This window comes from Pseudomonas sp. R11-23-07 (assembly GCF_003852295.1).
In the GTDB taxonomy this organism is placed as follows: Bacteria; Pseudomonadota; Gammaproteobacteria; order Pseudomonadales; family Pseudomonadaceae; genus Aquipseudomonas.
On the sequence record NZ_CP027761.1, the window covers coordinates 1,441,612 to 1,462,581 of the forward strand.

23 protein-coding genes are annotated in these 20,970 nt (G+C 60.4%); 14 read left to right on the forward strand and 9 right to left on the reverse strand.

What is annotated here, in order from left to right; all coding sequences use genetic code 11:
* Window positions 1-3 precede the first annotated feature (3 nt).
* From kdsA to ispD, 4 genes are all read left to right on the forward strand, one after another.
* Window positions 4-849, forward strand: a complete 846-nt coding sequence (gene kdsA, locus C4J84_RS06405; protein ID WP_124366122.1) for a 3-deoxy-8-phosphooctulonate synthase — start codon at window positions 4-6, stop codon at window positions 847-849.
* Between the two features lie 156 nt (window positions 850-1,005).
* Window positions 1,006-2,295: a phosphopyruvate hydratase gene (gene eno, locus C4J84_RS06410; RefSeq protein ID WP_017844757.1), complete on the forward strand. Its 1,290-nt coding sequence runs from the start codon at window positions 1,006-1,008 to the stop codon at window positions 2,293-2,295.
* A gap of 171 nt (window positions 2,296-2,466) precedes the next feature.
* Window positions 2,467-2,745 (forward strand): cell division protein FtsB, encoded by a 279-nt coding sequence (ftsB, locus tag C4J84_RS06415; RefSeq protein ID WP_057723188.1) that lies wholly within the window; start codon window positions 2,467-2,469, stop codon window positions 2,743-2,745.
* A complete protein-coding gene (ispD, locus tag C4J84_RS06420; RefSeq protein ID WP_124369887.1) occupies window positions 2,742-3,449 on the forward strand; it encodes a 2-C-methyl-D-erythritol 4-phosphate cytidylyltransferase in 708 nt (235 codons plus the stop codon). The genes ftsB and ispD overlap by 4 nt, the downstream gene beginning before the upstream one ends.
* Window positions 3,450-3,566: 117 nt before the next feature.
* Here ispD and C4J84_RS06425 read toward each other — a convergent pair whose 3' ends face one another.
* Window positions 3,567-4,463 (reverse strand): LysR substrate-binding domain-containing protein, encoded by an 897-nt coding sequence (locus C4J84_RS06425; RefSeq protein ID WP_124369888.1) that lies wholly within the window; start codon window positions 4,461-4,463, stop codon window positions 3,567-3,569.
* A 108-nt stretch (window positions 4,464-4,571) separates the two neighbouring features.
* On the opposite strand from C4J84_RS06425, the gene C4J84_RS06430 reads away from it, so the two are divergent.
* From C4J84_RS06430 to rpoS, 8 genes are all read left to right on the forward strand, one after another.
* Window positions 4,572-5,684, forward strand: coding sequence for an S-(hydroxymethyl)glutathione dehydrogenase/class III alcohol dehydrogenase (locus tag C4J84_RS06430; protein WP_065880066.1), 1,113 nt, complete (start codon window positions 4,572-4,574; stop codon window positions 5,682-5,684).
* A gap of 8 nt (window positions 5,685-5,692) precedes the next feature.
* Window positions 5,693-6,538: an S-formylglutathione hydrolase gene (gene fghA, locus C4J84_RS06435; protein ID WP_124403316.1), complete on the forward strand. Its 846-nt coding sequence runs from the start codon at window positions 5,693-5,695 to the stop codon at window positions 6,536-6,538.
* Between the two features lie 54 nt (window positions 6,539-6,592).
* Window positions 6,593-7,066 (forward strand): 2-C-methyl-D-erythritol 2,4-cyclodiphosphate synthase, encoded by a 474-nt coding sequence (gene ispF, locus C4J84_RS06440; protein WP_012722614.1) that lies wholly within the window; start codon window positions 6,593-6,595, stop codon window positions 7,064-7,066.
* Complete coding sequence (gene truD / locus C4J84_RS06445) at window positions 7,063-8,121, forward strand: tRNA pseudouridine(13) synthase TruD (RefSeq protein ID WP_124414019.1); 1,059 nt, start codon at window positions 7,063-7,065, stop codon at window positions 8,119-8,121. Before ispF ends, truD begins: the two co-directional genes overlap by 4 nt.
* Complete coding sequence (gene surE, locus C4J84_RS06450) at window positions 8,109-8,858, forward strand: 5'/3'-nucleotidase SurE (RefSeq protein ID WP_124369892.1); 750 nt, start codon at window positions 8,109-8,111, stop codon at window positions 8,856-8,858. The genes truD and surE overlap by 13 nt, the downstream gene beginning before the upstream one ends.
* 41 nt (window positions 8,859-8,899) lie before the next feature.
* Window positions 8,900-9,535, forward strand: coding sequence for a protein-L-isoaspartate(D-aspartate) O-methyltransferase (locus C4J84_RS06455; protein ID WP_170827533.1), 636 nt, complete (start codon window positions 8,900-8,902; stop codon window positions 9,533-9,535).
* 209 nt (window positions 9,536-9,744) lie between these two features.
* Window positions 9,745-10,581 (forward strand): peptidoglycan DD-metalloendopeptidase family protein, encoded by an 837-nt coding sequence (locus tag C4J84_RS06460; protein ID WP_124435068.1) that lies wholly within the window; start codon window positions 9,745-9,747, stop codon window positions 10,579-10,581.
* A gap of 105 nt (window positions 10,582-10,686) precedes the next feature.
* The gene (gene rpoS, locus C4J84_RS06465) at window positions 10,687-11,694 is read left to right on the forward strand and encodes an RNA polymerase sigma factor RpoS (protein ID WP_124361628.1); all 1,008 of its coding nucleotides are present in this window, start codon (window positions 10,687-10,689) and stop codon (window positions 11,692-11,694) included.
* Window positions 11,695-11,932: 238 nt separating this feature from the next.
* Here rpoS and C4J84_RS06470 read toward each other — a convergent pair whose 3' ends face one another.
* Entirely contained in the window at window positions 11,933-12,142 is a 210-nt protein-coding gene (locus C4J84_RS06470; RefSeq protein WP_002554837.1) for a cold-shock protein, read from the reverse strand.
* 387 nt (window positions 12,143-12,529) lie between these two features.
* Between C4J84_RS06470 and dcd the strand changes: the two genes are divergently transcribed.
* Complete coding sequence (gene dcd / locus C4J84_RS06475; RefSeq protein WP_048719838.1) at window positions 12,530-13,096, forward strand: dCTP deaminase; 567 nt, start codon at window positions 12,530-12,532, stop codon at window positions 13,094-13,096.
* A 108-nt stretch (window positions 13,097-13,204) separates the two neighbouring features.
* Entirely contained in the window at window positions 13,205-13,402 is a 198-nt protein-coding gene (locus C4J84_RS06480; RefSeq protein ID WP_065886112.1) for a hypothetical protein, read from the forward strand.
* A 21-nt stretch (window positions 13,403-13,423) separates the two neighbouring features.
* Here the strand turns inward: C4J84_RS06480 and pdeM are convergent, their stop codons facing one another.
* From pdeM to C4J84_RS06515, 7 genes are read right to left on the reverse strand one after another with little or no spacing between them, the layout of a single operon-like run.
* On the reverse strand, window positions 13,424-14,074 hold the full coding sequence (gene pdeM / locus C4J84_RS06485) for a ligase-associated DNA damage response endonuclease PdeM (protein ID WP_124435069.1): 651 nt from the start codon (window positions 14,072-14,074) through the stop codon (window positions 13,424-13,426).
* A complete protein-coding gene (locus tag C4J84_RS06490; protein ID WP_124435070.1) occupies window positions 14,074-16,554 on the reverse strand; it encodes a ligase-associated DNA damage response DEXH box helicase in 2,481 nt (826 codons plus the stop codon). The genes pdeM and C4J84_RS06490 overlap by 1 nt, the downstream gene beginning before the upstream one ends.
* Before the next feature lie 57 nt (window positions 16,555-16,611).
* The gene (locus C4J84_RS06495) at window positions 16,612-17,376 is read right to left on the reverse strand and encodes an ABC transporter ATP-binding protein (protein ID WP_065951958.1); all 765 of its coding nucleotides are present in this window, start codon (window positions 17,374-17,376) and stop codon (window positions 16,612-16,614) included.
* Window positions 17,377-17,389: 13 nt separating this feature from the next.
* Window positions 17,390-18,508 (reverse strand): succinylglutamate desuccinylase/aspartoacylase family protein, encoded by a 1,119-nt coding sequence (locus C4J84_RS06500; RefSeq protein WP_124435071.1) that lies wholly within the window; start codon window positions 18,506-18,508, stop codon window positions 17,390-17,392.
* Window positions 18,509-18,517: 9 nt separating this feature from the next.
* Window positions 18,518-19,228: an ABC transporter permease gene (locus tag C4J84_RS06505; protein WP_124361632.1), complete on the reverse strand. Its 711-nt coding sequence runs from the start codon at window positions 19,226-19,228 to the stop codon at window positions 18,518-18,520.
* Window positions 19,225-19,953, reverse strand: a complete 729-nt coding sequence (locus tag C4J84_RS06510; protein ID WP_124361633.1) for an ABC transporter permease — start codon at window positions 19,951-19,953, stop codon at window positions 19,225-19,227. Before C4J84_RS06510 ends, C4J84_RS06505 begins: the two co-directional genes overlap by 4 nt.
* Window positions 19,954-20,010: 57 nt before the next feature.
* Window positions 20,011-20,790, reverse strand: coding sequence for a transporter substrate-binding domain-containing protein (locus tag C4J84_RS06515; protein ID WP_122683522.1), 780 nt, complete (start codon window positions 20,788-20,790; stop codon window positions 20,011-20,013).
* Window positions 20,791-20,970: the final 180 nt, after the last annotated feature.

A 20,970-nucleotide genomic window follows, 5' to 3' on the forward strand; every position in this document is an offset into this window, starting at 1 on the left:
CTGATGGCCCAGAAGATCATTCGCGTAGGCGACATCGAGATTGCCAACGACAAGCCCATGGTGCTGTTCGGCGGCATGAACGTACTGGAAAGCCGCGACATGGCGATGCAGGTCTGTGAAGAGTACGTGCGGGTTACCCAGAAGTTGGGGATCCCCTATGTATTCAAGGCCAGCTTCGACAAGGCCAACCGTTCGTCCGTGACCTCCTATCGCGGCCCGGGCCTTGAGGAAGGCATGCGGATCTTCCAGGACATCAAGCAAGCCTTCGGCGTGCCGATCATCACCGACGTCCACGAGCCCGAGCAGGCTGCCGTGGTCGCCGAGGTGTGCGACATCATCCAGCTGCCGGCCTTCCTGTCGCGCCAGACCGACCTCGTGGTCGCCATGGCCAAGACCGGCGCTGTGATCAATATCAAGAAAGCCCAGTTCCTCGCGCCCCAGGAAATGAAACATATCCTGAGCAAATGCGTGGAAGCGGGTAACGACCAGTTGATCCTGTGCGAGCGTGGTTCGAGCTTCGGCTATAACAACCTCGTGGTGGACATGCTCGGTTTCGGCATCATGAAACAGTTCGAATACCCGGTGTTCTTCGACGTGACCCACGCGCTGCAAATGCCCGGTGGTCGCGCCGACTCCGCCGGCGGTCGCCGTGCCCAGGTGCTGGACCTGGCCAAGGCGGGCATCAGCCAGTCCCTGGCCGGCCTGTTCCTGGAAGCCCACCCGGACCCGGACAACGCCAAGTGCGACGGCCCCTGTGCCCTGCGCCTGGACAAGCTGGAGCCGTTCCTGGCCCAGCTCAAACAGTTGGACGAACTGGTCAAGAGTTTTCCGACGGTAGAGACCGCGTAAGCGTCGTTTCTCCGGTAGAATTTCCCACGCTTTATGCTCAGGCCCCAGGCCTGAGCCTTGTCGTCTGCAAGCCTGCCCTGTTGTTCCACCCTTGCGGTCGGTCAAAAGATTTCCTTCAGCTGCGTCGTTTTCGTCAACTTTGGAGTGTTTACAACAATGGCAAAAATCGTCGACATCAAAGGTCGTGAAGTTCTCGACTCCCGTGGCAACCCCACCGTCGAAGCCGACGTGCTTCTCGATAACGGCATCATCGGCAGCGCCTGCGCGCCGTCCGGTGCTTCCACAGGTTCGCGCGAAGCGCTGGAACTGCGTGATGGCGACAAGAGCCGTTATCTGGGCAAGGGTGTGCTCAAGGCGGTAGCCAACATCAACGGCCCGATCCGTGACCTGTTGCTGGGCAAGGACCCGCTGGACCAGAAAGCCCTGGACCACGCGATGATCAAGCTCGACGGCACCGAGAACAAAGGCAGCCTGGGCGCCAACGCCATCCTCGCCGTGTCCCTGGCCGCCGCCAAGGCCGCTGCCCAGGACCAGGACCTGCCGCTGTACGCGCACATCGCCAACTTGAACGGCACGCCGGGCGTGTACTCGATGCCGGTGCCGATGATGAACATCATCAACGGTGGCGAGCACGCCGATAACAACGTCGACATCCAGGAATTCATGGTGCAGCCGGTTGGCGCCAAGACCTTCTCCGAAGGCCTGCGCATGGGCACCGAGATTTTCCATCACCTCAAGGCTGTGCTGAAGGCCCGAGGCCTGAGCACTGCAGTGGGTGACGAAGGTGGTTTCGCGCCGAACCTGGCGTCCAACGAAGATGCACTCAAAGTGATCTCCGAAGCTGTGGCCAACGCCGGCTACACACTGGGCACCGACGTGACCCTGGCCCTGGACTGCGCTGCCAGCGAATTCTATGAAGATGGCAAGTACAACCTGTCCGGCGAAGGCCAGGTGTTCAATTCCGAAGGCTTTGCCGAATACCTGAAGGGCCTGACCCAGCGCTACCCGATCATTTCGATCGAAGACGGCCTGGATGAGTCCGACTGGGACGGCTGGAAGATTCTCACCGACAAGATCGGCGAAAAAATCCAGTTGGTGGGCGACGACCTGTTCGTGACCAACACCAAGATCCTGAAAGAAGGCATCGACAAGAAGATCGCCAACTCGATCCTGATCAAGTTCAACCAGATCGGCACCCTGACCGAAACCTTGGAAGCCATCCAGATGGCCAAGGCTGCGGGCTACACCGCCGTGATCTCGCACCGCTCCGGCGAAACCGAAGATTCGACCATTGCCGACCTGGCCGTGGGCACCTCGGCGGGCCAGATCAAGACCGGTTCCCTGTGCCGTTCCGACCGCGTGTCCAAGTACAACCAATTGCTGCGCATCGAAGAGCAATTGGCGGGTAAAGCCAAGTACAACGGTCGCAGCGAGTTTCGCGGCTGAGCAGTAAATGGTAAAAAGTCGGCCGATTGCGTCGGAAATCTCACGACAGTGGGCATTTCGGCGCTAATCTGCTGACTGACAAGCACAAGCCTGGTTTATCCAGGCTTCGTGCTATCAGTTGCTGCAAAAGGTTTGCATGACTGTCTTTTTTCACTGGATACCCGGATTTCGATGCGCAGTCCCAATTGGTTGTTCCTCGTCTTGCTCTTGTTGCTGGCTGGCCTGCAGTACCGCCTATGGGTCGGTAACGGCAGCTTTGCGCAGGTGGAAGAGCTGACCCAGCAAATTGCCGACCAGCACGCCGAAAACGAACGTCTGCTGGAGCGCAACCGCGTGCTTGATGCCGAAGTGCTTGAGCTGAAAAAAGGCACGGAGACCGTTGAAGAGCGGGCGCGTCATGAATTGGGCATGGTCAAGGAGGGCGAAACCCTCTACCAGTTGGCCCAATGAACACCGAGTTACCGGCCTTCTGGGCCGTGATTCCGGCCGCGGGTGTTGGTGCCCGTATGGCCGCCGACCGTCCCAAGCAGTATCTGCAACTGGGCGGGCGCACTATTCTTGAACACAGCCTTGGCAGTTTCCTTGATCACCCTGCGCTGCAAGGGCTGGTGGTCAGTCTTGCGGTTGATGATCCCTACTGGCCCAGCCTGGCATGTGCCGCCGACCCGCGTATTCATCGTGCGGATGGCGGATCGGAGCGCTCAGGTTCCGTGCTCAATGCGCTGCTTCAGCTCAATGCTCTGGGCGCCAGTGATGAAGATTGGGTGTTGGTGCACGACGCGGCGCGGCCCAATCTGAGCCGTGATGATCTCGACAAGCTATTGAGTGAACTGGCTGACGATCCCGTGGGTGGCCTGCTGGCCGTGCCGGCCCGTGACACCCTCAAGCGCGTCGACAAACACGGGCGTGTTGTCGAGACCGTTGATCGCAGCCTGATCTGGCAAGCCTTCACGCCCCAGATGTTCCGCCTGGGCGCCTTGCACCGCGCGTTGGCGGACAGCCTGGTGGCCGATGCGGTGATCACCGACGAAGCCTCGGCCATGGAATGGTCCGGCCAGGCACCACGCCTGATCGAAGGGCGCTCGGACAACATCAAGGTGACGCGGCCGGAAGACCTGGAGTGGCTGCGGTTGCGCTGGGCTAACCGCAGGTAGTCAGGCGCATCGCGTCGACTTCATCGCAGGAAAGCCAGCTCCCACATTTGATTGGGTTCACAGATCAAATGTGGGAGGGGGCTTGCCCCCGATGCGGCCTGGCCAGGCAACAAATAATCACCCGCTGTACTCGGGCCTTCCAGCCAACCCTTCCTTCAAAAAATCCACCAACTTCCTGACCTTCGGTGATAAATGCCGCTGCTGCGGATACAACGCCCACACCGCCGTATTCGGCGGCTGATGCGCCTCCAGCAGCGACACCAACGCGCCACTGTGCAAGTGCTCCAGCACGTAATAGTCCGGCAACTGGCACAGCCCCATGCCTTGCAGCGCGGCATCCAGCACCGCCTGCCCACTGTTGCAGCGCCAGTTGCCCTGCACCCGCTGGGAAAATTCGCGGCCGTCCTGGGCCAGTTGCCAGATGTCCGAACTGCCGATCAGGCAGTTGTGCCGACTCAATTCCGACAAACTGTGTGGCCGGCCATACCGGGCCAAGTAGGAAGGTGACGCACACAAATACATGCGTCGCGCCGCCAGGCGGCTGGCAACCATGCGTGAGTCTTGCAGGCGCCCGAGGCGAATTGCCAGGTCGAGCCCCTCGTGCACCAGGTCCAGCGGGCGGTTGCTCAGCTCGATATCGACACTCAACTGTGGATAGAGCGCCATGAACCCGGTTACCAGCGGCACGATAAAGCGTTCGCCATAGGCCACGGCGCAGGTCATGCGCAACATGCCCTTGGGTTCGCTGGTCAGATCGCCCACCGCACGTAACGCTTCTTCGCGTCCGTCCTGCAAGCGCTGGCAATGGTGCAGGAAAGTCTGGCCTGCTTCGGTCAGCGTCACCTTGCGTGTACTGCGATACAACAGGCGGGTTTGCAGGCGTTCTTCCAGGCGTGCCACCTGACGGCTGATATGGGACGACGATACCCCCAGGCGCTCGGCCGCTGCCGTGAATTGGCTGCACTCGGCCACGGCGACAAATTCATCAATGCCTTCCCAGCGATTCTCCAGCATGACCATTGTCCCTATACAGCAATAATGTTTTGCTTTTACCTGGATTATTAATCAATGAGCCATGTTTTACACTGATCCAATCAACTTTTACTCCATGGAGAACCCCGGATGATCAAGTCCCGTGCCGCTGTAGCCTTCGAAGCCAAGAAACCCCTTGAGATTGTGGAAGTCGACGTCGCCATGCCCAAGGCGGGCGAAGTGCTGTTGCGCGTGGTCGCGTCCGGCGTGTGCCATACCGACGCCTACACGCTGTCGGGCGCAGACCCGGAAGGGATCTTCCCGTCGATCCTTGGTCATGAAGGCGGTGCCGTGGTCGAGGCCATTGGCGAAGGCGTGACCTCGGTGGCCGTCGGCGACCATGTGATCCCGCTGTACACCCCGGAATGCGGTCAATGCAAATTCTGCCTGTCCGGCAAGACCAACCTGTGCCAGGCCATCCGTTCCACCCAGGGCAAGGGCTTGATGCCTGACGGCACTACGCGTTTCTCCTACAAGGGCCAGCCGATTTTCCACTACATGGGTACCTCGACCTTCTCCGAGTACACCGTGCTGCCGGAAATCTCCGTCGCCAAGATTCCTAAAGAAGCGCCGCTGGAAAAGGTCTGCCTGCTGGGCTGTGGCGTTACCACCGGTATCGGCGCGGTGATCAACACCGCCAAGGTCAAGCCGGGTGACACCGTGGCCATCTTCGGTCTGGGCGGTATCGGTCTGTCAGCGGTGATTGGCGCAGTGAAAGCCAAGGCCGGTCGCATCATCGCCATCGACATCAACCCGGCCAAGTTCGAAATCGCCAAGCAACTGGGCGCTACCGACTGCATCAACCCGAAAGACTATGACCGCCCGATCCAGGACGTGATTGTCGATTTGACCGATGGCGGCGTGGACTTTTCCTTCGAGTGCATCGGCAATGTCCAACTGATGCGCGCGGCCCTTGAGTGCTGCCATAAAGGCTGGGGCGAGTCGGTGATCATTGGCGTGGCCGGTGCCGGCCAGGAAATCGCCACCCGTCCGTTCCAACTGGTGACCGGTCGCGTCTGGCGCGGGTCGGCCTTCGGCGGCGTACGCGGGCGTACCGAATTGCCAAGCTACGTGGAAATGGCTCAGACCGGCGAGATCCCGCTGGATACCTTCATCACCCACACCATGGGCCTGGAAGACATCAACAAAGCGTTTGACCTGATGCATGAAGGCAAAAGCATTCGTACCGTCATCCATTTCTGAGGTCGGCCATGAGTCTGGAAAACCTGTCCTGCCAGAAAAGCTTCGGCGGCTGGCATAAACGCTATAAGCATCATTCCGCTGTGCTTGATTGCGACATGACCTTCGCCGTCTACCTGCCGCCGCAGGCGGAGCAGGGCGGCAAGCTACCGGTGTTGTATTGGCTGTCCGGGCTGACCTGCACCGACGAGAACTTCATGCAAAAGGCCGGTGCCCATCGCATGGCCGCCGAGCTGGGCTTGATCATCGTGGCGCCGGATACCAGCCCGCGCGGCCCCGGTGTGCCGGATGACCCGGATAGCGCCTGGGACTTTGGCCTGGGCGCCGGGTTCTATCTGAACGCCACCCAGGAACCCTGGGCCAGGCATTATCGGATGCATGACTATGTGGTGCAGGAATTGCCGGAGTTGGTGGAGGCGCATTTCCCGGCGTCAGACAAGCGGGGCATCAGCGGCCACTCGATGGGCGGCCACGGTGCGTTGGTCTGCGCGCTGCGCAACCCTGGGCGTTACCAGAGCGTGTCGGCGTTTTCGCCGATCAACAATCCGATGGACTGCCCCTGGGGCCAGAAAGCCTTCTCCCGTTACCTGGGAGAAGAGCGCTCGAAGTGGCGCGAATGGGATGCCTGCGTGCTGATCAGCGAAGCGTCGGAACAGTTGCCGCTGTTGGTGGACCAGGGCGATCGCGACGATTTCCTCGCCGTGCAGCTCAAGCCCGAGGCCTTGCAGCAAGCCGCCAAGGCGGCCGGTCATCCGCTGGAACTGCGGCTGCAACCTGGCTACGACCACAGCTACTTCTTTATCGCCAGCTTCATCGATGACCATTTGCGCCATCATGGTCGTGCTTTGCTCGGTTAATGTGAGGCAAAAGTAGGTAGAATCACGCCCTGAATTAAATCGGGGCGTTTTTTTATGCGTATTGGCCACGGCTACGATGTGCACCGTTTCGCTGAAGGCGATTTCATCACTTTGGGCGGCGTGCGTATCGCGCACCACCATGGGCTGCTGGCTCATTCTGACGGCGACGTTGTCTTGCACGCTTTGAGCGACGCATTGCTCGGCGCAGCGGCGTTAGGTGATATCGGCAAGCACTTTCCGGACACCGATCCAACCTTTAAGGGCGCCGACAGCCGTGTGTTGCTGCGCCATGTCGTCGGCTTGATCCACGCCAAAGGCTGGAAGGTCGGCAACGTCGATAACACCATCGTGGCCCAGGCGCCGAAAATGGCCCCGCATATCGAATCGATGCGCGCCCTGATTGCCGCCGACCTGCAAATAGAATTGGACCAAGTCAACGTGAAAGCCACCACCACCGAAAAGCTCGGGTTTACCGGTCGTGAAGAGGGCATCGCCGTGCACTCTGTCGCCTTGTTGCTGCGCGCATGAACGAACTTGAGTTGCTGGGCCCGCGTGCCTATGGCGAAGCGTTGGGCAGCGCGGTCCTGAAGGCCACTGCCGAAGATTTCCAGGTGGACGAAGTGCTCGACATCCCGCTGACCGGCGAAGGCGAGCACCTGTGGTTGTGGGTGGAGAAGCGCGGCCTGAATACTGAGGAAGCGGCGCGGCGTATCGCCAAGGCGGCTGGCGTGCCTTTGCGCACCGTCAGCTATGCCGGGCTCAAGGATCGCCAGGCATTGACCCGCCAGTGGTTCAGCGTGCAATTGCCCGGCAAGGCCGACCCAAACATGAGTGCCGCCGAGAACGACACCCTCAGGATCCTGAAAACCGCGCGGCACAAGCGCAAGTTGCAGCGCGGCGCCCATGCGGCCAATGGCTTCACCTTGCGCCTGACCCAGTTGAACGGCGATACCGCCGCCATCGACGCGCGTCTGCAACAGATTGCCCAGCACGGTATTCCCAACTATTTCGGTGCCCAGCGCTTTGGCCATAATGGCGGCAATGTCGTCGATGCCCGTGACTGGGCGGCTCGCAAGGCCTTGCCGGAACAGCGCAATGTGCGTTCGCGGTTACTGTCCACCGCTCGTAGCTTGCTGTTCAACAAAGTGTTGGCGGCGCGTGTCGCCGACGGCTCCTGGCAGCGCGCCCAAGTCGGCGACTTACTGGCCTTCACCGACAGCCGCAGCTTTTTCCCGGCCGGGGAGGCTGAATGCAGCGACCCGCGCCTGGCGATCCTCGACCTGCATCCCACCGGCCCGCAGTGGGGGGAGGGCGAGTCTCCGGCGAAAGGTCTTACCTATGAATTGGAACAATCTGTCGCCGCCGCAGAAGCTGACCTGCGTGATTGGCTGGTGAATGCGGGAATGAGCCAAGAACGTCGCATTCTGCGACTGCCCATTGGCGGGTTGACGTGGCATTATCCCGGGCCTGACATTCTGCAATTGGAATTCGTCCTGCCGGCTGGATGCTTCGCCACTGTATTGGTGCGCGAACTCGTTGATCTAGTGCCGGTGGGGCCGACGGACAACCCATGCGTATTCTGATATCAAACGATGACGGTGCCACCGCACCCGGCCTCGCCGCGCTTCATGCTGCGCTGGCGGATTACGCCGAATGCGTGGTGGTGGCCCCCGACCAGGACAAGAGCGGCGCCAGCAGTTCGCTGACGCTCGACCGTCCGTTGCACCCCAAGGTGCTGGCCAATGGCTTTATCAGCGTGAACGGTACCCCCACCGACTGCGTACATCTGGCGATCAACAGCTTGTTGGAGCACGCGCCGGACCTGGTGGTGTCGGGCATCAACCTGGGCGCGAACCTGGGCGATGATGTGCTGTATTCCGGCACCGTGGCGGCCGCCCTTGAAGGGCGCTTTCTCGGCGGTATCGGGTTCGCCTTTTCCTTCGCCTCACGGCAACTGGATAACCTGGCGACGGCGGCGTACTACGCGCGCAAGTTGGTGCAAGCGCACGCGTCCCTGGACCTGCCGCCGCGCACCGTGCTTAACGTCAATATCCCCAACCTGCCGCTTGACCATATTCGCGGTATCCAGCTGACGCGGCTGGGGCACCGTGCCCGTGCGGCGGCGCCTTTGAAGGTGGTCGACCCGCGTGGCAAGGAAGGCTATTGGATCGCCGCGGCCGGCGATGCCGAGGATGGTGGCGAGGGCACGGACTTTCATGCGGTGATGCAAGGCTATGTATCGATTACCCCGTTGCAATTCGATCGCACCTTCAGTGATGCCTTCAGTGGACTTGATGGCTGGCTGGAGGGACTGCGCTGATGGCTCGTGAACAAGACGACTTGCTGCGCCGTGGCATCGGGATGACCTCCCAGCGCACGCGCGAGCGTTTGATCCAGCGTCTGTACGAAGAAGGCTTGTCCAATGCGCAGGTGCTGGAAGTGATCCGGCGCACGCCTCGGCACCTGTTTGTCGACGAAGCCCTGGCGCACCGCGCCTACGAAGACACGGCGTTGCCGATCGGCCACAACCAGACCATCTCCCAGCCCTATATGGTCGCCCGCATGAGCGAGCTGTTGCTGGCCGCCGGGCCGTTGGACAAGGTGCTGGAAATCGGCACCGGCTCCGGCTATCAGACCGCCGTGTTGTCTCAGCTGGTCGAACGGGTGTTCTCGGTCGAGCGCATCAAGGTGCTGCAGGACCGCGCCAAAGAGCGCCTGGTGGAGCTGAACCTGCGTAACGTAGTGTTTCGTTGGGGCGATGGCTGGGAAGGCTGGCCGGCATTGGCGCCCTATAACGGCATCATTGTCACTGCGGTGGCCACCGATGTGCCGCAAGCGCTGCTCGATCAACTGGCGCCTGGCGGCCGGCTGGTCATCCCGGTGGGCTCCGGCGAAGTGCAACAATTGATGCTCATTATTCGCGAGGACGATGGCTTTTCCCGGCATGTGCTCGGGGCTGTGCGCTTCGTGCCGCTGCTGAACGGCCCGCTGGCCTGATCATTTATTTCCAGGCAGTGAATTCCACAGGCGCAGATGTGTCTTACAGCGGGGTCTATAGATTCAACGGGGGAAGGCGCCGGAGTTAAACATGATGAAGTTTTCGTTTCACTCGTGTGCCGGTAAAAAGCCAATGCCCAGTTATACTTGCGTCATCTTTCAAGCCTGATACAGGCGTTAACGTTCAGCCACCACAAAGGGAGCGGCGGGTGAGTCTCACAGGTCCTGCGCAGCGAATGAGTAAAACAAGCTTTCAGCGACTGGTGCTTGGCCTTGTCTTGAGTTCCTTACTGGCAGCCTGCTCGAGCACGCCATCCGGCGGTGCGCGGGTAGTTGACCGCACCAATGCGGCACCGCAGAAGCCGACGGTGACCACCGGCCAATACGTCGTGCGCAAGGGCGATACGCTGTTCTCGATCGCCTTCCGTTATGGTTGGGATTACAAGGCGCTCGCAGCTCGTAACAACATTCCCGTGCCTTATACGATTCATCCGGGGCAGACGATTCGCTTCGATGGCCGCGCCGGTTCGGCGCCCACGGCAGTTGTGACAAAGTCGGGATCTTCGGCTTCTTCTTCGAGCAAAACCACGGTTATCACCAGGCCTGCAGGTACCGTCGCACCTTCGGTGGCGAGCAAGCCGGCACCCGCGCCGTTGCCACCTGCAGGGCCCGCGCCGACCGGTTGGGGATGGCCTTCAAACGGCGTGTTAATTGGAAAATTCTCTTCAAACGGCAGTTTGAATAAAGGCATTGATATCGCCGGGGATTTGGGACAGCCTGTTTTGGCTGCGTCTGATGGGACAGTGGTGTACGCCGGGAGTGGTCTACGGGGCTACGGCGAGCTGGTCATCATCAAACACAGCGATACCTACGTCAGTGCCTACGGTCATAACCGCAGGTTGTTGGTTCGGGAGGGGCAGCAGGTCAAGGTCGGACAGACAATTGCCGAAATGGGTTCAACGGGTACAGACCGGGTGAAACTGCACTTTGAGATTCGCCGCCAAGGGAAACCTGTAGACCCACTGCAATTCCTACCCCGTCGTTGATGTGTTGCCAGCCTGTTCCCTCACGTAGAAGGAACAGGCTCCAGCGTTGCCAAGGATAAAGGCGTCGCTTGAGCTTGAGGTCGAACTCACCAAAGGACTATAACAATGGCTCTCAGTAAAGAAGCGCCGGAGTTTGACATCGACGATGAGGTTCTCCTTATGGAGACCGGTATCGCTACGGAACCGATGTCAGATAATGAGGGGGCATCACCACCCTCAGTTCGCACCAAATCCAAAAACTCCTCCGCGTTAAAGCAACACAAGTACATTGATTACACGCGGGCGCTCGACGCGACCCAGTTGTACCTCAATGAAATCGGCTTTTCCCCTCTGCTCACCCCCGAAGAAGAAGTTCATTTTGCGCGTCTGTCGCAGAAGGGCGATCCGGCTGGGCGCAAACGCATGATTGAAAGCAACCTGCGCCTGGTGGTTAAAATCGCCCGACGCTACGTCAATCGCGGATTGTCGCTGCTGGACTTGATCGAGGAAGGCAACCTGGGCTTGATCCGGGCGGTGGAGAAGTTCGACCCTGAGCGGGGCTTTCGCTTCTCGACTTATGCCACCTGGTGGATTCGCCAGACCATCGAACGGGCGATCATGAATCAGACCCGCACGATCCGGTTGCCGATCCATGTGGTCAAGGAGCTCAACGTGTACCTGCGGGCAGCGCGTGAGCTGACACAAAAACTCGATCATGAACCTTCGCCCGAAGAAATCGCCAACCTGCTGGAAAAACCGGTAGGGGAGGTCAAGCGCATGCTTGGCCTGAACGAGCGCGTATCTTCGGTCGATGTCTCGCTGGGTCCGGATTCGGATAAAACCCTGCTGGACACCCTGACAGATGATCGCCCGACAGATCCGTGCGAGCTGTTGCAGGATGATGATCTGTCCCAAAGCATCGACCAGTGGCTGTCGGAGCTCACCGATAAGCAGCGCGAGGTGGTGATTCGCCGCTTCGGCCTGCGCGGCCATGAGAGCAGCACCCTGGAGGACGTAGGCCTGGAGATCGGCCTGACCCGTGAGCGGGTTCGGCAGATTCAGGTAGAGGGGCTTAAGCGCTTGCGCGAGATCCTCGAGAAGAATGGCCTATCGAGTGAGTCGTTGTTTCAATAAACAACGCTGCTTGAATGCCGAATGTGGGAGGGGGTATAAGCCCCCTCCCACATTTTTTATGCCGATCGTTTGCTGATCATTCCCACGCTCTGCGTGGGAATGCAGCACCAGGACGCTCTGCGTCCCATGGCGTGACGCAGAGCGTCACAAGAGTCATTTCCACGCAGAGCGTGGGAACGATCGGCATAAAAAAACCCCGCTTTTGAGGGCGAGGTCTTTTCGACTAAATCAGTACAAGTTAGATAACTTGAACTTCTTCAGCTTGCATGCCTTTCTGACCGCGGGTAGCGATGAAAGAAACCTGTTGGCCTTCTTTCAGGCTTTTGAAGCCGTCGGATTGGATAGCTTTGAAGTGAACGAACAGGTCGTCACCGGATTGTGGAGTGATGAAGCCGAAGCCTTTTTCATCGTTGAACCACTTAACGGTACCAGTTTGGCGATTAGACATGGTGTAACTCCTTGAACAAAGTTAACTGCGACTCAGGAAAAGCCCTGGCCGAGACTGAGTGCAAAGAGCAGGAAAAATTCTTGGAGATGGTTGGATCGAAATTCAACATATCGTGTAGAGATTCTCAGTGACACAAGCAACACAGTGACGCCACCTTAACCCTTTTTCCGGAACGTGCCAATGGTATTTCCGAAGGTTTCTCTATTTTCGTGACTGGCGGTGGTATTTATTGTCCCCGAAAGTCGCGCCAGGAGCCCCGGCCCCGTTGGCTGCGGGTAATGGAGGCCGTTGCATTCGTCATTAAAAGTCCTGCGCCCTTTGAACCCCACAGCCGGCCCCGGTAAGATGCCCCACAGAATTTTTTCACCTCGCATTCAGGACACCGCCATGAGCATCAAATCGGACAAGTGGATTCGCCGCATGGCGCAGGAACACGGCATGATCGAACCGTTCGTCGAGCGCCAGATCCGTGGTGAAGGCGACGCGCGCGTGATTTCGTACGGAGTCTCCAGCTATGGCTACGATGTGCGTTGCGCCGATGAATTCAAGGTGTTCACCAATATCAACTCGGCGATTGTCGATCCGAAGAACTTCGACGAAAAAAGCTTCGTCGACGTCAAGAGCGATGTTTGCATCATCCCGCCAAACTCCTTCGCCCTGGCGCGCACCGTGGAGTTCTTCCGTATCCCGCGTGACGTATTGACCATCTGCCTGGGCAAAAGCACCTACGCCCGTTGCGGCATCATCGTCAACGTGACCCCGCTGGAACCCGAGTGGGAAGGCCATGTGACCCTGGAGTTCTCCAACACCACCACCTTGCCGGCGAAAATCTACGCCAACGAAGGCGTGGCGCAAATGCTGTTCCTGCAATCCGACGAGGCGTGCGAAGTGTCCTATAAGGACCGTGCCGGCAAGTATCAGGGCCAGCGTGGCGTCACGCTCCCACGCGCTTGATCGAAAGCTCCTACGGGTAAAGGGAATTAGTCTGCGGAAATTGACTCTATCTAGGTGTACTGCTTCGGCGCGTGTAAAACGCGTCGAGCCACGCTTGAGGAGTGCCCTATGAAGATCAACCCGCGAATCAGCGCAGAACTTGCCCGGCTTGAACCCAACCAGATTGGTGTTCTGGCCTGGTCCTTGATGGCCGACCCTGCTTATGCGGGCGGCATTCCCGGCCAACCTGAACCGGACTATCCGCAGCCTACCGAACCGGGCGAGCCCACCCTGCCGGATGAGCCGCCTCCCGCACCTGTTGCCTGACCCAGCACGCACGGCTGTGCGTCACTGAACCGGCCAGACCTCGTGATCGCCGATCACAAAGATTCGGCGCTCATCGTCCAGCTCCACTGCGTAACCGCCGGTAAAGGCGCCAAACGCCGGCAGCAGGCTGACCCGCTTGCCAATCTGGAAGCACGGCAGGCGCAGGCTCTGCCGGCCCTTGCCGCGCAAGCGATACACCGGATGGACATGCCCCGCCAGCACATGATGGCTGGGGTGTGCGTCCGGTTCGTGCTGTAGCGCGAATGGCCCTATCAATAGTGGCTCCGTCACCACCTCAATGTTCAGGTCGGCAGGCGGGTCGCCAGCGCGTTGATCGTGGTTGCCGCGAATCAGCGTAATCGGCAACTCAGCGTGGCGCGCTCGCCAGGCCCGGAGCGCGCCCAGGGTGCCGCTGGCATGGGAGCCTGGGCCGTGGAGGAAATCTCCGAGGAAGATCACCCGAGCGCAGGCATAGGCCGCCAGCAACCGATCCAGGCGCTGCAGGTTTTCGCTCGTAGTGCCCTGGGGCACGGGTTGCCCGAGGCTGCGGTATGCCGAGGCCTTGCCGAAGTGAGCATCGGCGATCAGCAGGTATTGGCGCGCCGGCCAGTACAGCGCCTTGTCCGCCAGCAGCCACAATTGCTCACCCTCAAGCGTTACCGAACACACCATCAAGCGTTCCCTCTGTCCGCGACTTTTTCCAGGTCCTTGACCATCCGCGCAATGCGCTCCGAGAGTTTTTCCGAACTCAGGCTTTCGCGCATCCGCTCCACCAGCAGCGGAAAGGCCAGGGGGGTTGGCCGCTGGATCAGATGCAGGTCCAGTTGCAGCGACGACAGGCGAAGCAATGTCTCTTCCAGGCGCTGAATATCCAGTTCGTTGCGCAGGACTTCTTCCCCTGCCTGGGTCAGCAGCAGGTTGTGCGGATCATATTGTTTGAACACTTCGAAGAACAGGCCACTGGAGGCCTGCACCTGCCGGGTGCTTTTCGGCGCGCCAGGGTAACCGGCGAACACCAGCCCGGCGATGCGTGCGATTTCGCGAAAGCGCCGCAACGCCAGTTCACCGGCGTTGAGGCTGGCTGCCACGTCCGTGAGCAAATCCTGTGGGCTGAGCAGCGTCTCGGTCAACACATCGGGCCAGTGCACCTCGGTGGCGCTCAGCAACTCCAACCCATAATCATTGACTGCAATGGAAAAGGTCACAGGTTGCTGCCGGCTGACTCGCCACGCCAACAGGCTCGCCAGCCCCAGGTGCACCTGACGCCCGGCGAAGGGGTAGAGAAACAGGTGCCAGCCTTCGCGCGACTTGAGAAACTCCGCCAGCAAGTGATCACGGGTCGGCAGGCCGGACCAACGCAGTTGTGTCAGCAGTAATGGCTGCACCGCCTGCATCTCCGGGCCGTCGAAGCGCCCCTGGGCCGCCGCGTCGAAGCGCTCGATCACTGCCTGCGCCAGCTCGTTGGAAAGCGGCATACGCCCGCCATTCCAGCGCGGCACGGCGGCTTTTTTCGCGGTGCTGCGGCGCACGTAGGCGGTCATGTTTTCCACGCGCACCAACTCCAGCAGGCGTCCGGCGAACAGAAAGCCGTCGCCCGGCTTGAGTCGCGCAATAAAACCTTCCTCGACACTGCCGAGGTTTTTGCCGCCACCGCCTTTGCTCCAGTACTTCAGGTGCATACTCGCATCGCTGACAATCGTGCCCACGCTCATGCGATGGCGGCGCGCCAGTCGCGCATCGGGAACGCGCCAGATGCCCTGTTCGTCGGGCTCTACGCGGCGGTAATCCGGATAGGCGGTAAGCGACAGCCCGCCATGGCGCACAAAGGCCAGGGCCCAGGTCCAATCGGCGTCAGTAAGATCGCGGTAGGCCCAGGCCCCGCGTACCTCCGCCAGCAGCGCATCGGGGGTGAACCCGCCGCCCAGGGCCATGCTGACCAGATGTTGCACCAGCACATCCAGGGGTTTATGGGGCGATTCGCGGGCTTCGATGCGTCGCTGGGCAATCGCATCCTTTGCGGCGGCGGCTTCCACCAGCTCCAGGCTGTGGGTCGGCACCAGGGTCACCCGTGATGGCCGCCCCGGTGCGTGCCCCGAGCGGCCGGCGCGTTGCATCAGGCGCGCCACACCTTTGGCCGAGCCTATCTGCAGCACCCGCTCCACCGGCAGGAAATCTACGCCCAGGTCCAGGCTGGAGGTGCACACCACCGCCTTGAGTTGGCCGTCTTTGAGCGCACGTTCCACCCAGTCCCGGGTCTCGCGCGACAGCGAGCCGTGATGCAGCGCAATCAGGCCGGCCCATTCTGGCCTGGCCTCCAGCAGCGCCTGGTACCAGATTTCCGACTGCGCCCGGGTATTGGTGAACACCAGGCAACTGCTACTGGCGTCCACTTCAGCCACTACTTGCGGCAGCATTTTCAAACCGATATGACCGGCCCAGGGAAAGCGTTCGGCGATGGGCGGCAGCAGTGTGTCAACCAGCAGCTGTTTGGGCGATTGCCCCTGCACATTGACGCCGCCACCCTGTGGGACCAATACATCCAGCGCGTGGGCCTGATTACCCAAGGTCGCAGAAATGCCCCAGACCAGCAAGTCGGGGTGCCAGCGTCGCAGCCGTGCCAACGCCAGTTGCAGTTGCACACCGCGCTTATTGCCGATCAGTTCATGCCATTCGTCCACCACCACCATGCGCAGATGCGCCAGGCTGACCTCACTGTCGGCGCGCGCAAGCATCAGCGTCAGGCTTTCCGGGGTGGTGATCAACGCAGTGGGCTGGCGGCGGGTCTGGCGGGCGCGTTCGCCGCTGCTGGTGTCGCCCGTGCGCAGGCCAACGCTCCAGGGGATCTGCAAGGCCCCCAGCGGCGCCTCAAGCGCACGTGCGGTGTCGGCGGCCAGGGCGCGCATCGGTGTGATCCACAATACGGTCAGTGGTTCGGCCGGCGCCTTGCGCTTGCCGGTAGCGGGCGGGCGCGTGATGGCGAAACGATTGAGGGCAGCGAACCACAGCGCGTAGGTTTTACCCGCGCCGGTACTGGCATGCAGCAAGCCGGATTGACCGTCCTTGACGGCCTTCCACACTTCTTTCTGGAATGCGAACGCACGCCAGCCACGGGTGGCAAACCATTGTTTTGCGAAGTCGACGGGTTTTGCCATGCGGCAGCTGACGCTCTGGAGGCTCTATTGCACAGACCATCCAGGCGTCACAAAGGTTTACTTCAAGTTGCCGCTCAAAAACTGCTGCAGGCGCTCGCTCTTCGGATTGCCCAGCACGTCCGCCGGCGCACCTTGCTCTTCCACCCGGCCTTGATGCAGGAACAGTACCTGGCTGGAAACCTTGCGCGCGAAGCTCATTTCGTGGGTCACCATGATCATGGTGCGGCCTTCTTCGGCCAGGCCCTGGATCACCTTCAATACTTCACCGACCAACTCCGGGTCCAGTGCCGAGGTGGGTTCGTCGAACAGCATCACCTCGGGCTCCATCGCCAACGCGCGGGCAATCGCTACCCGTTGCTGCTGGCCGCCGGACAGGAATGCCGGGTATTGATCGGCCACCCGCGCGGGCAGGCCGACTTTGTCCAGGTAGCGCCGGGCGCGGTCTTCGGCGTCTTTCTTGCTGCACCCCAGCACCCGGCGCGGGGCCATGGTGATGTTTTCCAGGACGCTCATGTGGCTCCACAGGTTGAAGTGCTGGAAGACCATCGCCAGTCGCGTGCGCAAGCGCTGCAACTCGGCATCGTCGGCCACACGCATGCCGTGGCGGTCGCTGACCATGCGGATGGTTTGTCCGTCCAGGGTCATGGCGCCGTCGTTGGGCGTTTCCAGGAAGTTGATGCAGCGCAGGAAGGTGCTCTTGCCCGAGCCGCTGGCGCCGATCAGGCTGATCACGTCACCGGTCCTGGCCTTGAGCGAGACACCTTTGAGCACCTCATTGTCGCCATAGCTTTTATGCAGGCCTTCAACGGTCAATTTGTACATGGGGCGTGCATCCTCAAGGCGAAAGTAAGTAGCCGCTACGGTAGGCCTCAGTGCCGGCGACATGGCTGATCACCATCCCGGCAGTGGCCATGCGGCGTAGCGAACGGGCGTAAAGCAGGCCGGCATGCTGGCAGTGCACGGGCGTTACGCGGTCAGTGATGGGGTCGATGATTTCGGCGACCAGTTGCCCCGCTTCCAGGTATTCCCCCGGCAAGGCACCGAACACCAGCAAGCCGCCCACGGGTGTGGTCACCGGCTCCACACCCGCCAATGGCGTGGCCGGGTAGGGCAGCGCGGGCAGTGGTGCCGCGTCGCCTTCAATCGCACCGAAGTGGATCAGGTAATCGATGATCGCCTGGCAGTCCAAGGCCGCGAGGCCGTGGTTGACGTCGCCTTGGCCACGCAATTCGACGGTCACGGAAAAGCTGCCCAGGGGGATCGGGAAGCGCGCGCCGAAGCGTTGCCGCAACTGCCACCACACCAGGGTGAAACATTCATCAAAGGACTGCCCGCCGGAGTCGGTGGCCAGCAGGTTGGCCTCCGAGCCCAGGTAACGCGCCAACGGTTCCACCTGTGGCCAGGCCTCGGGCGTGGTGTAGAGGTGCGCCACGGCTTCGAAATCACAATGCAGGTCCAGCACCATGTCGGCATCGCACGCCAGGCGTTGCAGCACCAGGCGTTGGGATTGCAATTGCGTCGACGCAGTTTGCCTGGCGAGGGCGTCGGATAACGCGGTGCGGATCAATCGGGCGTTGTGCTGGGGGTCATCGCTCAGCAAGTCTTCAACCTGATCACCGACTGCGTCGCTGAGGTCGACGAACAGGCGATTGAAATTCTGCCCGCTTTCCAGCTCGTAGCGGCCCAGGGGGATGTCCATCAGCACCTGTTCCAGCCCCACCGGATTGGCGACCGGCACCAGGACGATTTCGCTGCGCAAGCGCCCGGCGGCGGCCAATTGCGCCAGGCGCGCTTTCAGGTGCCAGGCCACCAGCATGCCCGGCAGTTCATCGGCATGCAGGGACGATTGGATGTAGATCTTGCGGTCGGCCTGTTCCGGGCCGAAGTGGAAACTGTGAATCTGCCGCGCCGTGCCAGGCACCGGCGCAATCAGGTCATGTTGCTGATGACGCATGAAAGCTCCTTAATGGCTCGGCCCGAGGAAGGCCAGCCAGCGGCGTTCAGCCAATCGGAACAGGCCGACCAGAGCGAAGGTCACGGCCAGGTAGATTAAGGCGGCGATGCCGAACGATTGGAAGGTCATGAAGGTGGCCGAGTTGGCGTCCCTGGCGACTTTGAGGATGTCCGGGATGGTGGCGGTGAACGCCACGGTGGTCGAATGCAGCATCAGGATCACCTCGTTGCTGTAGTAAGGCAACGAACGACGCAGCGCCGACGGCATGATCACATAGGCATACAACTTCCAACCGCTCAGCCCGTAGGCCTTGGCCGCTTCGACTTCGCCGTGGGCCATGCTGCGGATCGCCCCGGCGAAAATTTCCGTGGTGTAGGCGCAGGTGTTGAGGGCGAAGGCCAGGATCGTGCAGTTCATGGCATCGCGAAAGAACGCATCGAGCACCGGTTGCGCGCGCACTGCGGCGATGCTGTAGATGCCGGTGTAGCAAATCAGCAACTGGATATACAGCGGCGTGCCGCGAAACAGGTAGGTGTAGAACTGCACCGGCCAGCGCACCAGGCGCCTGCGCGAGACACGGGCGATAGACAGTGGAATCGACACCACAAACCCGATCACCAGCGCCGCGCTGAGCAGCCACATAGTCATGGCCAGGCCGGTGATGTGCTGGCCGTCGCTATAAAGGAAGGGGCGCCAGTATTCCTGCAAAAGCTCGATCATCGCACGGCCTCCCGTGAGCCTGCGGAGTAGCGCCGTTCAAGACGACGCAGGACGAAGTTGGACGCGCTGGTGATCAACAGGTAGATCAGCGCGGCGAGCACCAGGAAGTAGAACAGTTGGTAGGTGCTCTTGCCGGCATCCTGGGCGGCTTTAACCAAGTCGGCCAGGCCGATGATCGACACCAGGGCGGTGGCCTTGAGCATCACCATCCAGTTATTGCCGATGCCCGGCAGGGCAAAGCGCATCATCTGCGGGAAGGTCACGTAGCGAAACCGTTGCCCGCGCTTGAGCCCATAGGCGGTGGCGGCTTCCAGCTGGCCACGGGGCACGGCGAGAATCGCGCCGCGAAAAGTCTCGGTGAAATAGGCACCGTAGATAAAGCCCAGGGTGATGACCCCGGCGCTGAATGGGTCGATCTCGATGTACTCCCATTCCATAACGTCGGTCAGGCCGGTCAGCCAGGTTTGCAGGCTGTAGAAAATCAATAGCATCAACACCAGGTCGGGTACGCCGCGAATCAAGGTGGTGTAGAGCTGGGCGGGGATACGCAGGAAGGGCAGGCTGGAGAGTTTCGCGCTGGCGCCGAGCAGGCCCAGCAACACGCTGACGGCCAGGGACAGCACCGACAATTTAAGGGTCATCCAGGTGCCTTGCAGCAACAGCGGGCCGAAACCCTTCAAGCTGAACGCGCTCAGCCCGAGGGTTTGCAACAGATCTTCGAACATAAATCAGGACCTATGGCGATAAAAAAGCGCCCCTTCAAAAAAGGGGCGCCCCAGGCATTATTTGCCGCTGTACAGGTTCAGATCGCCAAAGTGTTTCTTCTGAATAGTGGCGTAGGTGCCATCATCGTGTAACGCTTTGATACCTTTATCCAAAAGAGCCTTGAGCTCAGTGTTACCTTTTTTGATACCGATCGCGGTTTTCGACGGCAGCAGCGGGTCATCGATTGCTGCGCTGACTTCGTATCCAGCACCGGCTGGGGACTTCAGAAAACCCAGTTCAGCCTGCAACATATCCTGCACGGAGGCATCGAGACGGCCGGACGTCAGGTCTGCATATACCTGGTCCTGGTTGGCGTAGGCCTTGGTGGTCACGCCGGCCTTGTCCAGCACAGCCTTGGCGTAGGCTTCCTGGATGGTGCCTTGCTCGTAGCCAACGGTTTTGCCCTTGAGCGACTCAGGCGTCGAGTACCCGGCGCCTTTCTTGAACACCAGCGAGGTTGGCCCCGAGAACAGCTCGTTGGAGAAGTCGATCGCCTTCTCACGTACCGGGGTCACGGTCATGGACGAAATCACACCGTCGAACTTGTTGGCTTTCAGGCCCGGAATCATGCCGTCGAAATCGCTTTCAACCCATTTGCACTTGACCTTCAGCTCTGCGCAGATGGCATTGCCCAGGTCGATGTCGAAGCCCACCAGGCTGCCGTCGGCGGCTTTGGATTCGAATGGCGCGTAGGAGGGATCGACACCGAAACGCAATTCCTTGTATTCCTTGGCGGTTGCAACACCTGCAGCCATGCACAGAGCCAGTGCAGAAAGGGTCAGCAATGCTTTTTTCATTATGTATTCCCTGGAAACCAAGATAAGCGCTTGTGGCGCATTTAGGACTGTTACTGAACGGTGTCAGACGGATCCCAAGTAGCAATTTCTGCACCATAGTTCCGAATGATCGTTTTAAAAGGTGGGATGAGGGATTTCTAAGCGTAGGAAATGCCCATTAGTGGGCACTGATAGAGTAGT